General features: G+C 66.7%; 15 protein-coding genes and 1 pseudogene. 3 read left to right on the top strand and 13 right to left on the bottom strand.

The genetic code is table 11. The annotated features are described in order from the left end of the window. From iscX to EJE94_RS08785, 11 genes are all read right to left on the bottom strand, one after another. Complete coding sequence (gene iscX, locus EJE94_RS08835; RefSeq protein ID WP_121240700.1) at positions 1-195, bottom strand: Fe-S cluster assembly protein IscX; 195 nt, start codon at positions 193-195, stop codon at positions 1-3. Then, positions 192-539 (bottom strand): ISC system 2Fe-2S type ferredoxin, encoded by a 348-nt coding sequence (gene fdx / locus EJE94_RS08830; RefSeq protein WP_121240698.1) that lies wholly within the window; start codon positions 537-539, stop codon positions 192-194. Before fdx ends, iscX begins: the two co-directional genes overlap by 4 nt. After that, complete coding sequence (gene hscA, locus EJE94_RS08825; protein WP_121240696.1) at positions 536-2398, bottom strand: Fe-S protein assembly chaperone HscA; 1863 nt, start codon at positions 2396-2398, stop codon at positions 536-538. The genes fdx and hscA overlap by 4 nt, the downstream gene beginning before the upstream one ends. A 6-nt stretch (positions 2399-2404) precedes the next feature. Next, the gene (gene hscB / locus EJE94_RS08820) at positions 2405-2947 is read right to left on the bottom strand and encodes a Fe-S protein assembly co-chaperone HscB (protein ID WP_121240694.1); all 543 of its coding nucleotides are present in this window, start codon (positions 2945-2947) and stop codon (positions 2405-2407) included. Next, the gene (gene iscA, locus EJE94_RS08815; protein ID WP_121242184.1) at positions 2947-3270 is read right to left on the bottom strand and encodes an iron-sulfur cluster assembly protein IscA; all 324 of its coding nucleotides are present in this window, start codon (positions 3268-3270) and stop codon (positions 2947-2949) included. The genes hscB and iscA overlap by 1 nt, the downstream gene beginning before the upstream one ends. Positions 3271-3441: 171 nt before the next feature. Then, positions 3442-3825, bottom strand: a complete 384-nt coding sequence (iscU, locus tag EJE94_RS08810; protein ID WP_121240693.1) for a Fe-S cluster assembly scaffold IscU — start codon at positions 3823-3825, stop codon at positions 3442-3444. A 26-nt stretch (positions 3826-3851) separates the two neighbouring features. Beyond that, on the bottom strand, positions 3852-5066 hold the full coding sequence (locus EJE94_RS08805; RefSeq protein WP_121240691.1) for an IscS subfamily cysteine desulfurase: 1215 nt from the start codon (positions 5064-5066) through the stop codon (positions 3852-3854). Positions 5067-5099: 33 nt separating this feature from the next. Then, positions 5100-6257 (bottom strand): cysteine desulfurase family protein, encoded by a 1158-nt coding sequence (locus EJE94_RS08800; protein ID WP_121240689.1) that lies wholly within the window; start codon positions 6255-6257, stop codon positions 5100-5102. A gap of 15 nt (positions 6258-6272) precedes the next feature. After that, entirely contained in the window at positions 6273-6761 is a 489-nt protein-coding gene (locus EJE94_RS08795; RefSeq protein WP_121240687.1) for a Fe-S cluster assembly transcription factor, read from the bottom strand. Positions 6762-6855: 94 nt separating this feature from the next. Next, complete coding sequence (cysE, locus tag EJE94_RS08790; protein ID WP_121240685.1) at positions 6856-7608, bottom strand: serine O-acetyltransferase; 753 nt, start codon at positions 7606-7608, stop codon at positions 6856-6858. Positions 7609-7661: 53 nt separating this feature from the next. After that, positions 7662-8438, bottom strand: coding sequence for an RNA methyltransferase (locus EJE94_RS08785; RefSeq protein WP_121240683.1), 777 nt, complete (start codon positions 8436-8438; stop codon positions 7662-7664). Positions 8439-8479: 41 nt separating this feature from the next. On the opposite strand from EJE94_RS08785, the gene EJE94_RS08780 reads away from it, so the two are divergent. Together EJE94_RS08780 and mutS are read left to right on the top strand one after the other, a co-directional pair. Continuing rightward, entirely contained in the window at positions 8480-9277 is a 798-nt protein-coding gene (locus EJE94_RS08780) for an inositol monophosphatase family protein (protein WP_121240681.1), read from the top strand. 56 nt (positions 9278-9333) lie between these two features. Continuing rightward, positions 9334-11889, top strand: a complete 2556-nt coding sequence (gene mutS / locus EJE94_RS08775) for a DNA mismatch repair protein MutS (RefSeq protein ID WP_121242183.1) — start codon at positions 9334-9336, stop codon at positions 11887-11889. Positions 11890-11895: 6 nt separating this feature from the next. Here mutS and EJE94_RS08770 read toward each other — a convergent pair whose 3' ends face one another. Further along, complete coding sequence (locus EJE94_RS08770; RefSeq protein ID WP_121240679.1) at positions 11896-12378, bottom strand: FKBP-type peptidyl-prolyl cis-trans isomerase; 483 nt, start codon at positions 12376-12378, stop codon at positions 11896-11898. Further along, entirely contained in the window at positions 12351-12848 is a 498-nt protein-coding gene (locus EJE94_RS08765) for a peroxiredoxin (RefSeq protein WP_121240677.1), read from the bottom strand. The genes EJE94_RS08770 and EJE94_RS08765 overlap by 28 nt, the downstream gene beginning before the upstream one ends. Before the next feature lie 406 nt (positions 12849-13254). Here EJE94_RS08765 and EJE94_RS08760 point away from each other — a divergent pair. Then, positions 13255-14287, top strand: a pseudogene (locus EJE94_RS08760) (hypothetical protein); the annotation flags it as partial.

Genomic DNA, 14287 nt, shown 5'->3' with positions numbered 1-14287 from the left:
TCAGTCCAGCTCTTCCATCCAGGCCAACTGGATGGCCTCGAGCTTCTTCTCGCCGCAATGGCGCTCGTCCTCCTCGAACCCCGGCAGCGCCATCACCAGGCGCATGAGGTCGACGAAATTGACGGTCTTCGGATCGATCTCGGGATGGCGCTCGGCCAGCTCGATCGCGATGTCGAGGGTGTCGGTCCATTTCATTTCTTCGAGTGCCCTTCCTTCGCCATGTTAATGGTGTATTTCGGGATTTCTATCACCAATGGCGTCGCGGTCACAAGGGCCTGGCAGGACAGGCGCGAGGTCGGCTCGAGGCCCCAGGCCTTGTCGAGCAGGTCCTCCTCGGTTTCCTCGGCTGCCTCGAGCGAGTTGAAGCCCTCGCGGATCACGACGTGGCAGGTGGTGCAGGCGCAGGACTTCTCGCAGGCGTGTTCGATCTCGATGTCGTTGTCGAGCAGGGCGTCGCAGATCGACTGGCCGACCGCGGCCTCGAAAACGGCGCCCTCGGGACAAAGTTCGACATGCGGCAGGACGATGATCTGGGTCATGATTCGATTTCGCTGAGTTTCTTGCCGGAGAGCGCGCGCTGCACGCTCTGGTTCATGCGCCGGGCGGCGAATTCCGCCGTGGCCTTGCCCAGCGCGTCCATCGCGTCGTCGATGGCGAGGCGGGCATCGCCCATCATCACGCTTTGCAAGCGGGCGAGGCAGGCGTCGATGTGGCCGCGCTCGCTTTCGGAGAGCAGCGCGGCATCCTCGCGCAGCGCCGACTGCACCGCCTCGATCAGGCGCTGCGCCTCGACCTGCGCCTCGCGCAGGGCGCGGCGGAAGGCGTCGTCGGAGGCATGGTTGAAGCTGTCCTTGAGCATCGAGGTGATCTCGTCGTCGCTCAGGCCGTAGGACGGCTTGACCTCGACGTGCGCCTCGTGGCCCATGGTCTGCTCGCGCGCATTCACCGACAGCAGGCCGTCGGCATCGACCTGGAAGGTGACGCGGATGCGGGCGGCGCCGGCCACCATCGGCGGGATGCCGCGCAGTTCGAAGCGCGCCAGGCTGCGACAGTCGGACACCAGTTCGCGCTCGCCCTGCACCACGTGCAGGGCGAGCGCCGTCTGGCCGTCCTTGAAGGTGGTGAATTCCTGGGCGCGGGCGGCGGGAATGGTCGAGTTGCGCGGGATGACCTTCTCGACCAGGCCGCCCATGGTCTCGAGACCCAACGAGAGCGGGATCACGTCGAGCAGCAGCCAGTCGTCGCCGGCGGCGCGGTTGCCGGCGAGCAGGTTGGCCTGAATCGCCGCGCCGAGCGCGACGACCTTGTCCGGATCGAGGTTGTTGAGCGGATCGCGGCCGAAGTAGTCGGCCACGGCACGCTGGATCTGCGGCATGCGCGTGGCGCCGCCGACCATCACCACGCCCTTGATCTCCTCGGGCGACAACTTGGCGTCGCGCAGGGCCTTGCGCGTGGGCGCCAGCGTCTTCTGCACCAGGGTCTTGGTGATCTCGGTGAAAATGGCCGACGTCAGCTTGACATCGACGTACTCGCCGCTGCCCAGCCGCACGGTGATCGGCGCCTCGCCATGGGCGGTCAGGTATTCCTTGGCTTCGCGCGCGTGGGTCAGCAGCAGCCGCGCGTCCTGCGGCGACAGCGGGGCGAGCTTGGCCTCCTCGATGATCCAGCAGAAGACGCGCTGGTCGAAGTCGTCGCCGCCGAGGGCCGAGTCGCCGCCGGTGGCGAGCACCTGGAAGACGCCCTTGGACAGCTGCAGGATGGAGACGTCGAAGGTGCCGCCGCCGAGGTCATAGACGGCGTAGATGCCTTCGGCCCCATTGTCGAGGCCGTAGGCGATGGCGGCGGCGGTCGGCTCGTTGAGCAGGCGCAGGACATCGAGGCCGGCCAGCCGCGCCGCGTCCTTGGTGGCCTGGCGCTGGGCGTCGTCGAAATAGGCCGGGACGGTGATGACGGCGCCGGTGAGCTGGCCGCCGAGCGAGGCCTCGGCGCGCTCGCGCAGCACCTTGAGGATGTCGGCCGAGACCTCGACCGGGCTCTTGACGCCGGCGGCGGTGCGCAGCTTGACCATGCCCGCGGCGTCGACGAAGTCGTAGGGCATCGACTCGATATGGGCGATGTCCTTGAGGCCGCGGCCCATGAAACGCTTGACCGAGACGATGGTGTTCTTCGGGTCGAGCGACTGCAGGGCCTGCGCCTCGAAACCCACCTTGAGTTCGCCGTCGTAATGCACCACCGAGGGCAGCAGCGGGCGACCGAGCGCATCGCCGAGGACGACCGCCATGCCGCTCCTGACCGTGGCGACCAGCGAGTTGGTGGTGCCGAGGTCGATGCCGACGGCGAGGCGATGTTCGTGGGGAGCCGCGGATTCGCCGGGCTCGGCAATCTGTAGTAGTGCCATCGTTATTTAAGCTTCGACGGCTTCTAGCGCGTCGTCGATTTCGTGGAGCAGTTTTTCCTGGAACATCAGCTGGCGTACCACCTCGGCGGCGCGCGCGTGATCCGTGCGCGCGTCCAGCGCCTGGTGCAACGCATCATACTGGAGCGAGATTTCCTTGCGCATGCGGTGATGCAGGCGATCGAGCTCGGCCACGTCGGCCGCCTCGCGCGCCTCGATCACGGCCTCGCGCCACTCCATCTGCTCGATGAGGAAATCCGTCGGCATCGCGGTGTTGTGTTCGATCTGCGGATCGTGCCCGGCCAGATGCAGCAGGTACTGGGCGCGCTTGAGCGGAGATTTCAGCGTGAGATAGGCCTCGTTGGCGTGCGTCGCCAGCTGCATCGCCAGGCGCTTGTCGGCCTCGCCGGCACTGGCGAACTTGTCCGGGTGCACGCGCGCCTGCATGTCGCGATACAGCACCTCGAGCTCGGACATGTCGAGCGCGAAGCGGTGCTGCAGGCCGAACAGCGCGAAAAAGTCGCGGCCGAGGGGTTCCTGGCTGAAAACCATCAGACGTTGAAACTCTCGCCGCAGCCGCAGGCGTCCTTGACGTTGGGGTTGTTGAACTTGAACCCCTCGTTGAGGCCTTCCTTGGTGTAGTCGAGCTCGGTGCCCGCGAGGTAGGGCAGGCTCTTCGGATCCACCAGGACCTTGACGCCGTGGCTGAGGAACTCGATGTCCTCGGGGTTGGGCGAGTCGGCGAATTCGAGCTTGTAGGCCATGCCCGAGCAGCCGGAGGTGCGCACGCCGAGGCGGATGCCGATGCCCTTGCCGCGCTTGGCGATGAACCTGGCGATGTGGGCGGCGGCGGCCTCGCTCAAGGTCACCGGCAGCGCACGCTCGATGCCCTGCCAGCCCGAGGGCGCGGCCTGGGCCTTGGCAGACGCTTCGGGCGAAGTGGTGGTGGTACAGGCGGACATGGTCATGCCTCCCGAAGGGCCGCCCCGAGGGAGGCAACGCCCCCCGTGGGGGCAGCGAACGAAGTGAGCGTGGGGGCCATATTCTTACTCCCCGTGCTTCTTCTTGTAGTCGGCGACGGCCGCCTTGATGGCGTCCTCGGCCAGGATCGAGCAGTGGATCTTCACCGGCGGCAGCGCCAGCTCCTCGGCGATCTGGGTGTTCTTGATGTCGAGCGCCTGGTCGAGCGTCTTGCCCTTGACCCACTCGGTGACGAGCGAGCTGGAGGCGATGGCCGAGCCGCAGCCGTAGGTCTTGAACTTGGCGTCCTCGATGACGCCGTCCTTGCCGACCTTGAGCTGCAGCTTCATCACGTCGCCGCAGGCCGGCGCGCCGACCATGCCGGTGGCGACGCTGTCGTCGTCCTTGGCGAACGAGCCGACGTTGCGGGGGTTTTCGTAGTGGTCGATGACCTTCTGACTGTAAGACATGGTTGCTTCCCTTTCTTTGCAGACGCTTAGTGTGCAGCCCATTGGACAGTATTGAGATCGACGCCGTCCTTGAACATTTCCCACAGCGGCGAGAGTTCGCGCAGCTTGCCGAGCTTGTCGTGCAGCAGCTTGATGGTGTAGTCGATTTCCTCCTCGGTGGTGAAGCGGCCGATGGAGAAGCGGATCGAGCTGTGCGCAAGTTCGTCGGAGCGGCCCAGCGCGCGCAGCACGTAGGACGGCTCGAGCGAGGCCGAGGTGCAGGCCGAACCGGACGACACCGCGATGTCCTTGACGGCCATGACCAGCGACTCGCCCTCGACGTAGTTGAAGCTGACGTTGAGATTGTGCGGCACGCGCTGCTCGAGGTCGCCATTGACGTAGGTCTCCTCGATGTCCGTCAGGCCCTTGAGCAGGCGGTCGCGCAGCATGCGGATGCGCTCGTTCTCGGTGGCCATCTCCTCGCGGGCCAGGCGGAAGGCCTCGCCCATGCCCACGATCTGGTGCGTCGCCAGCGTGCCGGAGCGCAGGCCGCGCTCGTGGCCGCCGCCGTGCATCTGCGCCTCGAGGCGGATGCGCGGCTTGCGGCGAACGTAGAGCGCGCCGATGCCCTTGGGGCCGTAGGTCTTGTGCGCCGAGAACGACATCAGGTCGACCTTGAGCTTGGCCAGGTCGAGCGGCATCTTGCCGGTGGCCTGGGCGGCGTCGACGTGGAAGATCACGCCGGCCTCGCGACAGATTTCGCCGAGCTCGGCGATCGGCTGGATCACGCCGATCTCGTTGTTGACCGCCATCACCGAGGCGAGCACCGTGTCCTTGCGCAGCGCGGCCTTGAACTGCTCGAGGGTGATCAGGCCATTCGGCTGAGGCTCGAGGTAGGTCGCCTCGAAGCCCTGGCGCTCGAGTTCCTTGAAGGTGTCGAGCACCGCCTTGTGTTCCGTGGCGACGGTGACGATGTGCTTGCCCTTGGTCCCCGCATAGAAATGCGCGGCACCCTTGATCGCCAGGTTGTTCGACTCGGTCGCGCCCGAGGTCCAGATGATTTCCTTCGGGTCGGCATTGACCAGCTTGGCGACTTCCTCGCGGGCATCCTCGACCGCCTTCTCGGCTTCCCAACCGTAGGCATGCGAGCGCGAGGCCGGGTTGCCGAAGTGTTCGGTCAGCCAGGGAATCATTTTCGCGGCGACGCGCGGATCGACCGGGGTGGTGGCGGAATAGTCGAGGTAGATGGGCAGCTTGAGCATCGGGGTGTCTCCGTTGGTAAAAGCGCTCCTGGCCTAATGCACCAGGGCGGTCATTCGATTCAGTTGTCGGGCGGTTTCGCCGAGCGTGGCGAGGAAGCCGCGCACGTCGGCGGTCGACGATGCGGCGCCGAGGCTCACGCGCACCGCACCGCGCGCCAGCGCGGCATCGACGCCCATCGCCAGCAGCACGTGCGAGGCCTCGGGATTGGCCGACGAGCAGGCGGCACCGCTGGCGACGGCGTAGCCCGCCCGGTCGAGCTTGCCGACCAAGGTCTCGCCGTCGATCGCGGGCAAAGAGAAATAGACGGTGTTGGGCAGGCGCACTGCGCCGGCGCCGAAAATGGTTGCGCCGAATGCGACGAGGCCGCGTTCGAGTTCGTCGCGCAAGGCGCCGACGCGTGCGGCACCGTCGGCGAGGCCGGCCGTGGCGAGTTCGCAGGCGAGGCCGAAGCCGACGATGGCCGGTACGTTCTCGGTGCCCGAGCGCAGGCCGCGCTCGTGGCCGCCGCCGGCGATCAGGGCCTGGACCTCGACGCGCTTGTCGAGGATCAGCGCACCGGCGCCCTTGGGACCGCCGAGCTTGTGCGCCGACAGGGTCATGGCATGGACGCCGTGGCCGTTGAGGTCGCGGAAATTGAGCGGGATCTTGCCGAGGGCCTGCACCGCATCGGTGTGGAACCAGGCGCCGGTCGATCGCGCTTCTTCGGCGAGAGCGGCGACATCCTGCACGACGCCGGTTTCGTTATTGGCCAGCATCACCGACAGCAACTCCGGCCGCGCGGCGAGCACGGCGGAAAAGTCGGCGCCGACGACACGGCAATCCCGGTCCACCGCGATCTCGCGCAGCGTCCAGCCGGCGCGGGCGACCTGCTTCGCCGGCTCGCGCACGCAGGGATGCTCGATCGCCGACACGGCCACCATGCCGGGCTTGCGCACGGCGGCGGCGCCCTTGATGAAGAGATTGTTGGCTTCCGAACCGCCGCTGGTGAAGATCACTTCGGTCGGATGCGCGCCGGCGGCATAGGCCACGCGCTGCCGCGCCTCGTCGATCGCCCGTCGCGCCGCACGGCCGTACTCATGCCGGCTCGATGCGTTGCCATGCTGCCGCGAGAAATACGGCAGCATGGCCTCGAGCACGGCCGGATGCACCGGCGTGGTGGCGTTGTGATCGAGATAGGTCGGCTGGAACATCGTGGAACGTCGCGGTCAGAAGGCGGTGGCGACCACGGTCATGCGGCGCGGACGACGCACGCCGCGCGTCTCGACTGCCATGGCGCACTCGGGCCGGTTGCGCTGCTCGTGTACCAGCTGCGCCAGATGCACCGAGCTCAGGTAGTCGTACATGCGCTCGTTGAGGCTGGTCCACAGGTTGTGCGTCATGCAGGGCTTGTCTTCGCCATGGCAGTCGCGCTTGCCACCACAGCTGGTGGCGTCGAGCGGCTCGTCGACGGCGCGGATGATGTCGGCGACCGACACCGTCTCCATGCCCTTGGCCAGGCAGTAGCCACCGCCGGGGCCGCGCACGCTGGACACCAGCTGGTGGCGGCGCAGCTTGCCGAACAGCTGCTCGAGATAGGAGAGCGAAATCTTCTGGCGCTCGGCGATGCCGGCCAGCGTCACCGGACCTTCGTGCTGGCGCAGGGCCAGGTCGATCATGGCCGTCACGGCAAAACGTCCTTTGGTCGTCAGTCTCATTTTTAAGTCCTTTCCGGTTCAATCTTCACTTGGGGTCGGCGCCGCGGCAATCAATACCTGAGCGTTTTAATCGACTTTAATGAGTCCGACGTTTTTAGTCAACTATTTTCGAGAGATATTTGGGATCGAACTGGTCGGCGGTGGCCATCTCGTCGGCCAGCGGCACGCCGCAGCGCTCCAGATGGGCGAGCAATACCGCGATGCGGCGGTCGGTCTCGACCGCGTGGTCGAGCAGGCCATGGATCGCCAGGGCCAGGGGGTCGCCCTCGTCCTTGGTCACGGCGTAGGCCGAGAAGCCCAGGTTCTCGGCCTTCTCCTGCCGCGCGGCATCGTCGCCGGCATCGACGATGCGTGCCGGGATGCCGACCGCCGTGGCGCCGGCCGGCACTTCGCGCACCACCACCGCGTTGGAACCGACCTTGGCGCCCTCGCGCAAGGTGATGGGGCCGAGCACCTTGGCGCCGGCGCCTATCACCACGCCGCGCTCCAGCGTCGGGTGGCGCTTGCCCCGGTTCCAGGAAGTGCCGCCGAGGGTGACGCCGTGATAGAGCGTGCAGTCGTCGCCGATCTCGGCGGTCTCGCCGATCACCACACCCATGCCATGGTCGATGAAGACGCGGCGGCCGATGGTCGCGCCGGGATGGATCTCGATGCCGGTGAACCAGCGGGTGAAATGTGAGGTGAGCCGCGCCAGCCAGCGCAGCCTATGGCCCCACAGCCAGTGGGCGAATCGATGCAACGTCAGCGCATGCAAGCCCGGGTAGCAGGTGAGCACTTCCCATTGCGTGCGCGCGGCGGGATCGCGCTGAAAAACGCAGGCGATGTCTTCACGCAGGCGGTCGAACATGGCAAGGGGAAACCCGGGTTGATAGGGATGGCGATTATATCCGACACCAGCGGTCAACTTTCACCGGGCGAGCGCGAATCGCGGCGTTCCAGCAGGCTGGCGATGAGACCGCGCAGAATGTTGACCTCGACCTTCTCGAGTGCGGCGCGCGAGAACAGGCGCCGCATCCGGTGCATCAGCCGCTTGGGCGACGCCGGGTCGAGAAAGCCGCTGGCCAGGGCTGCGCTTTCAAGGTGGCCGATGAGGCCCTCGACCTCGTCAAAGGTCGCCCGCTCGCCGGCGTCGGCCACCATCGGCGTGTCGCCGGCGCCGACTTTTGCCTGGCGCAACTCGTAACAGGCGATCTGCACCGCCGCCGCCAGGTTGAGCGAGGTCCATTCGGGATTGCAGGGAATCATCGCCCAGCGCGGGCACAGCGCCAGTTCCTCGTTGGAGAGGCCGGAGGTCTCGTTGCCGAAGACGATGGCCACTTCGCCGCTCGCATCCCGCGCCAATTGTTCCGCCACCTCGGCCATCGCCTCGCGCACCCACAGCGGATCGGTCGCCAGTTCGCGCCGGCGCGCCGTCATCGCCGTGGCGAAGACGGTGCCGGCCAGCGCCTCTTCCAGCGTGGCGCAGACCTGCGCCGATTCGAGTACGTCCGTGGCGCCGGCGGCCATGGCCTCGGCTTGCGCATCGGGGAAATGGCGTGGCGTCACCAGCACCAGGCGCGACAGGCCCATGGTCTTCATCGCCCGCGCGGCGGCGCCGATGTTGCCCGGATGGCTGGTGCGCGACAGCACGACGCGGATGCGGGAAAGGGCGGAAGCGAGCGGCTGCGGAGTGTTCATATTAGAATCGCGGCCTTCGCAGCCGTGCAGTTCGGACCATCATGCATCCCACGCTCAATATCGCCGTCAAGGCCGCGCGCCGCGCCGGTCAGATCATCAACCGCGCCAGCCTCGATATCGAACGTCTCCAGGTCGGCGTCAAGCAGCAGAGCGACTACGTCACCGAGGTCGATCGCGCCGCCGAGGCCGCGATCATCGATACCATCCGCGAAGCTTACCCGAAGCACGCGATCCTGGCAGAGGAAACCGGCAGCTCCGGCGACTCGGAATACCAGTGGATCATCGACCCGCTCGACGGCACCACCAACTTCATCCACGGTTTCCCGCAGTACGCGGTTTCGATCGGCCTCGCCCATAAGGGCGTGATGAACCAGGCCGTGGTCTACGACCCGACGCGCAACGAGCTGTTCACCGCCAGCAAGGGTGCCGGCGCCTTCGTCAACGACAAGCGCATCCGCGTCTCCAAGCGCGCCAAGCTGGCCGAGGCGCTGATCGGCACCGGCTTCCCCTATCGCATGTTCGACCACGCCGACGCCTACACCGCGATCTTCCGCGAGTTGACGCAGAAGACCGCCGGCCTGCGCCGGCCGGGCGCGGCATCGCTCGACCTCGCCTACGTCGCCTGCGGTCGCACCGACGGTTTCTGGGAATTCGGGCTGTCGCCCTGGGACATGGCGGCGGGTACCCTGCTGGTCTCCGAAGCCGGCGGCCTCGTCTCCGACCTCGCCGGCGAGAGCAACTACCTCGCCACCGGCAACATCGTCGCCGGCACGCCGAAGATCTTCGGCCAGCTGCTGCAGATCGTGCAGTCCCACCGGACGTCCAAGCTCGCCGCGTGAGCCGCCCCGCCGCGCCGCCGGCCGCGAGGGAAGCGGACCTCGCCGGCCACACGCCGATGATGCAGCAGTACCTGCGCCTCAAGGCGCAGCATCCGGACATGCTGCTGTTCTACCGCATGGGCGACTTCTACGAGCTGTTCTACGACGATGCCGAGAAGGCCGCGCGGCTGCTCGACATCACCCTGACCACGCGCGGCCAGTCGGCCGGGCGGCCGATCGCCATGGCCGGCGTGCCGCACCACGCCGTCGAGCAGTATCTGGCCCGGCTGGTCAAATTCGGCGAGTCGGTGGTCATCTGCGAACAGATCGGCGATCCCGCCACGGCCAAGGGCCCGGTCGAGCGCGCCGTGGCGCGCATCGTCACCCCCGGCACGCTCACCGACTCGGCGCTGCTCGACGAGAAACGCGACAGCCTGCTCGCCGCGCTCACGATCGACAAGGACCGCTGCGGCCTGGCTTGGCTTAACCTCGCCAGCGGCGACTTCCGCCTGCTCGAGACCGATATCGCCGCCCTCCCCCACCAGTTCGAACGACTGCGGCCGGCCGAGCTGCTGCTGCCTGACGCATTGCGCGGCGAGCTTGCCGCGGGCGACGCCTGCACCAAGCGCCTGCCCGACTGGCACTTCGACATCGAGTCCGCCCGGCGCGAACTCGCCGCGCACTTCGGTACCCGCGACCTTTCCGGCTTCGGCGCCGAGAACCTGACCCTGGCCGTCGCCGCCGCCGGCGCGTTGTTCCAGTACGCGCGAAGCACGCAGATGCAGGCGCTGGGGCACGTCACCGCCCTCGGCGTCGAACACGAGGGCAGCTACCTGCGCCTCGATGCCGCCACCCGCCGCAACCTGGAGATTTCCGAGACGCTGCGCGGTCAGCCCGCACCGACCCTGCTCTCGCAACTCGACCTCTGCGCCACGGCCATGGGCTCGCGCTGGCTGCGCCACTGCCTGCACCATCCCCTCGCGGACCGCGATGCGGCCGCCGCCCGCCATGTCGCCGTCGGCGAGCTGATCGGCGAGGCCCGCGACGGCCGTGCCCAGGCGGTGCGCAACCAGCTTCGCGGCATCGCCGACGTCGAGCGCATCACCGCCCGCGTCGCGCTGAAGAACGCCCGGCCGCGCGACCTCTCCAGCCTGCGCGACAGCCTTGCCCGCCTGCCCGAACTCGCATCCATGCTCGCCGGCGCCGAGTCCGCCCTGCTGCGCGATATCGCCCGCGACCTCGCCGCCCCGCCCGCTTGCCTCGAACTGCTCGAGAGCGCCGTCGCGGCCGAGCCGGCTGCGCTGCTGCGCGACGGCGGCGTCATCGCGCCGGGCTGGTCGGCCGAGCTCGACGAGCTGAGAGGACTGCAGGCCAATTGCGGCGAGTTCCTCGTCGCGCTCGAGGCGCGCGAACGCGAGCGCAGCGGCATCGGCAGCCTCAAGGTCGAATACAACAAGGTGCACGGCTTCTACATCGAAGTCAGCCACGCCAACGCCGCCAGGGTGCCGGACGACTACCGCCGCCGCCAGACGCTGAAGAACGCCGAGCGCTACATCACGCCGGAACTCAAGGCTTTCGAGGACAAGGCGCTCTCCGCCAACGAACGCGCGCTGGCGCTGGAGAAACAGCTGTTCGACGCACTGTTCGACACGCTGGCGCAGTGGATCGCCGAACTCCAGCGCATCGCCCGCGCGCTCGCCCTGCTCGACGGCCTCGCAGCTTTCGCCGAGGCCGCCGTGCGCTACGACTATCGTGCACCGGGCTTCGTCAACGAGGCGGTGCTCGACATCCGCGGCGGCCGCCACCCGGTGGTCGAGCGGCAGATCGACACCTTCATCGCCAACGACGCGCGACTGGCCACGACGCGCAAGCTGCTGCTCATCACCGGCCCCAACATGGGCGGCAAATCGACCTACATGCGCCAGACGGCGCTGATCGTGCTGCTCGCCCACTGCGGCAGCTTCGTGCCGGCGACGGAATGCCGCCTCGGCCCGATCGACGCGATCTACACCCGCATCGGCGCCGCCGACGACCTCGCCTCGGGGCGCTCGACCTTCATGGTCGAGATGACCGAGGCCGCCGCGATTCTCCACGGCGCCACCGAAAGATCACTGGTGCTGATGGACGAGATCGGCCGCGGCACCTCGACCTTCGACGGCCTCGCGCTGGCCTTCGCCATCGCCCGCCACCTGATCGAGAAAAATCGCGCCTACACGCTCTTCGCCACCCACTATTTCGAGCTGACGCGACTCGCGCACGACTACCCGGAGTGCGCCAACGTGCATCTCGACGCAGTGGAGCATGCCCACACCATCGTCTTCATGCACGCGGTCGAGGAAGGCCCGGCCTCGCAGAGCTACGGCATCCAGGTCGCGGCGCTGGCGGGCGTGCCCGTCGCGGTGATCCGAGACGCGAAGCGCCGGCTGGTGCAACTGGAAAATCGCGAAGCGGCGAAGGATGCGATGGGGCCGCAGCCCGACCTTTTCGCCGCACCGAACGGCGTCCCGCCGGAGCCGACATTTTCCGAACCCCACCCCGCGCTCGACGCGCTGGCCGCGATCGACCCGGACAGCCTCACGCCGCGCGAGGCGCTGGAGAAACTCTACGAACTGAAACGCCTCGGCGAAGGCTGAGGCGCGCTAGTGGTGATGGTGGCCCTCGGGGCCATGCACGTGGCCATGGGCCAATTCCTCGGCCGAGGCCGCGCGCACTTCAGTGACGGTGCATGCGAACACCAGCGCCGCCCCCGCCAGCGGGTGGTTGCCGTCGACCACGACCTTGTCGCCGGCGATGTCGGTGATGGTGTAGAGCATCTCGTCGGACTCGCCCTCGGTGGCGCGCTCGAACTGCATGCCGACTTCGATGGTGTCGGGGAACAGGTCGCGCGGCTCGACGGTGACGAGATCGGCATCGTATTCGCCGAAGGCGTCCTCCGGCTGCAGCTTGACCTCGATGGCGGTGCCCGCCGACTTGCCTTCGAGTTCCTCCTCGATGCGCAGGAAGATGCCGTGGTAGCCGCCATGCAGATAGGTGAGCGGCATCTTGCCCTCGTCGACGACGTTGCCATCCGGGTCCGTGACGCGATACTTGAGGGTCACGACGGTATCTTGGCCGATTTGCATGATTTTTCGAGTTCCTTGACGAGTTGAAAGATTTCCGCCGCGTGGCCCTTGGGGCTGACATCGTAGAAGGTGTGGCGAACCGTGCCGTGCTTGTCGATGACGAAGGTCGAACGCACGACCGTCAGCCGCTTGTGGCCATCGTGTTCGCGGTACTGGTAGACGCCGTACTTGTGGCCGACCTTGCCGTCCTCGTCGGAGAGCAGCCGCACCGAGAGGCCGTGCCGATCGCGGAATTCCGCGTGCTTGATGCAGTCGTCGCGCGAGACGCCGATCACCTCGCAGTGCAGCTTGGCGAAGTCCGCCTCGTGATCGGAGAAGTCGATGGCCTCCTGCGTGCAGTAGGGCGTGCCATCCTTCGGATAGAAGAACAGAACGACGTGCTGCTTGCCTCGCAGCGACGCCAGAGCGAAGGCCTCCATGTCCGCGTCGGGCAGGGAAAACTCGGGGGCAGGCTGTCCGGGGTGAAGCATCGATGTTCCTCCTCCATAGAGGCAGTGCGCCGATTCTAACCGACGCCAATACCTCCGTATTGCATTGTGCGAGATTTCCAACGAGGCGGCCGACGACGTCCCCGCGGAGACCACCGGAGAACCGTTCTTTCCACGGCACCGACCTCCCGATCGGATGAGAGATTTGACACGGTGCGACGAATTTTCCACACGTAAATCACGCGAGCTTTTGACGCCTGTCAATAAGGGACATGCCATTAATCACAGAATGGTCTTTTGAGTCATTTGTTCTCTTCTGATCATTTTCGCAAGGCTTGGTTGTGGGCACCCGCGCTGGACGAGAAATTGCAGACGGTTGTAAGCGACCAAATGAAATCCCTTGCCGGGAGCCCCCCGCGAAAATGTTCAGTTTTCTTGGGAGTGAGCCATGGCAACGCTCGACGGCACTTCTGGCAACGACATCATCAACGGCACCAGCGGCGATGACCTGATCACCGGTTTCGAGGGCAACGACACGATCGACGGCGGCGCCGGTACCGACACCGTCGTGCTCACGGGCAGCGCCGGCAACCTGCAGCCCGGCTACCGCGTCAGCTACGCCAACGGCGTGTGGACGGTGGAGGACGTCGACGGCACCGACGGCACCGACGGCACCGACACCCTGCGGAACGTCGAGAAACTCCACTTCGCCGGCGACGGCAAGGACATCACCCTCAACCTCCTCGGCCGCGGCGAGTTCCGCGTCAATACGACGACCTTGAACGATCAGGCGAATCCGAGGATCGCGCAGTTGACCACAGGGGAAATCGTGGTCGCCTGGAACTCCGACGGACAGGACGGCAGCAGCGGGGGCATTTACGCCCAGCGCTTCGATGCCGCCGGAGTCGCAATCGGAAACGAATTTCACGTCAGCACTCAGACGGCCGACCAGCAGTCACTGGCAACGGTCGCAGCGCTGAAAGGCACGAATGCCGGCGGCTTTGTCGCCACCTGGCAATCCCTCAACCAGGACGGTTCAAGCTGGGGCGTCTATGGCCAGATTTATGACGCCAGTGGCAACCCGGCCGGCAGCGAATTCAGGATCAACAACACCACGAGCGACCAGCAGGCTGGCGTTTCAGTCACCGGCCTTGCCGACGGTGGCTTCATCGCGACTTGGCATTCCTACGGCCAGGACGGCAGCAGCTGGGGCGTCTACGGCCAGCGCTACGATGCCGCCGGCGGGCTGGTGGGCACGGAGTTCCGCGTCAATACGACAACCTCCGCCGAACAGTCGGGTCCGAAGATCGTTCAGCTGACGGGCGGCGATATCGTCGTGGTCTGGAATTCCGACCAGGACGGCAGCAGCTACGGCATCTACGCCCAGCGCTACAACTCTGCTGGAGTCGCGCAGGGTACAGAGTTCCGGATCAATTCCTACACAGCCGACAGCCAGCAGACACCGACTATTGCCGTCTTGG

Origin of the sequence: Sulfurisoma sediminicola (genome assembly GCF_003865015.1) — a bacterium.
GTDB classification, from domain to species: Bacteria; Pseudomonadota; Gammaproteobacteria; order Burkholderiales; family Rhodocyclaceae; genus Sulfurisoma; species Sulfurisoma sediminicola.
Note: the sequence above shows the minus strand (reverse complement) of the source record. Positions and strands in the feature narration are given on the sequence as shown.

Bases quoted from the DNA above. Each gene is read 5' to 3' on its own strand.
- iscX (WP_121240700.1), bottom strand. From the start codon at position 195: ATGAAATGGACCGACACCCTCGACATCGCGATCGAGCTGGCCGAGCGC.
- fdx (WP_121240698.1), bottom strand. From the start codon at position 539: ATGACCCAGATCATCGTCCTGCCGCATGTCGAACTTTGTCCCGAGGGC.
- hscA (WP_121240696.1), bottom strand. From the start codon at position 2,398: ATGGCACTACTACAGATTGCCGAGCCCGGCGAATCCGCGGCTCCCCAC.
- hscB (WP_121240694.1), bottom strand. From the start codon at position 2,947: ATGGTTTTCAGCCAGGAACCCCTCGGCCGCGACTTTTTCGCGCTGTTC.
- iscU (WP_121240693.1), bottom strand. From the start codon at position 3,825: ATGTCTTACAGTCAGAAGGTCATCGACCACTACGAAAACCCCCGCAAC.
- EJE94_RS08805 (WP_121240691.1), bottom strand. From the start codon at position 5,066: ATGCTCAAGCTGCCCATCTACCTCGACTATTCCGCCACCACCCCGGTC.
- EJE94_RS08800 (WP_121240689.1), bottom strand. From the start codon at position 6,257: ATGTTCCAGCCGACCTATCTCGATCACAACGCCACCACGCCGGTGCAT.
- EJE94_RS08795 (WP_121240687.1), bottom strand. From the start codon at position 6,761: ATGAGACTGACGACCAAAGGACGTTTTGCCGTGACGGCCATGATCGAC.
- cysE (WP_121240685.1), bottom strand. From the start codon at position 7,608: ATGTTCGACCGCCTGCGTGAAGACATCGCCTGCGTTTTTCAGCGCGAT.
- EJE94_RS08785 (WP_121240683.1), bottom strand. From the start codon at position 8,438: ATGAACACTCCGCAGCCGCTCGCTTCCGCCCTTTCCCGCATCCGCGTC.
- EJE94_RS08780 (WP_121240681.1), top strand. From the start codon at position 8,480: ATGCATCCCACGCTCAATATCGCCGTCAAGGCCGCGCGCCGCGCCGGT.
- mutS (WP_121242183.1), top strand. From the start codon at position 9,334: ATGATGCAGCAGTACCTGCGCCTCAAGGCGCAGCATCCGGACATGCTG.
- EJE94_RS08770 (WP_121240679.1), bottom strand. From the start codon at position 12,378: ATGCAAATCGGCCAAGATACCGTCGTGACCCTCAAGTATCGCGTCACG.
- EJE94_RS08765 (WP_121240677.1), bottom strand. From the start codon at position 12,848: ATGCTTCACCCCGGACAGCCTGCCCCCGAGTTTTCCCTGCCCGACGCG.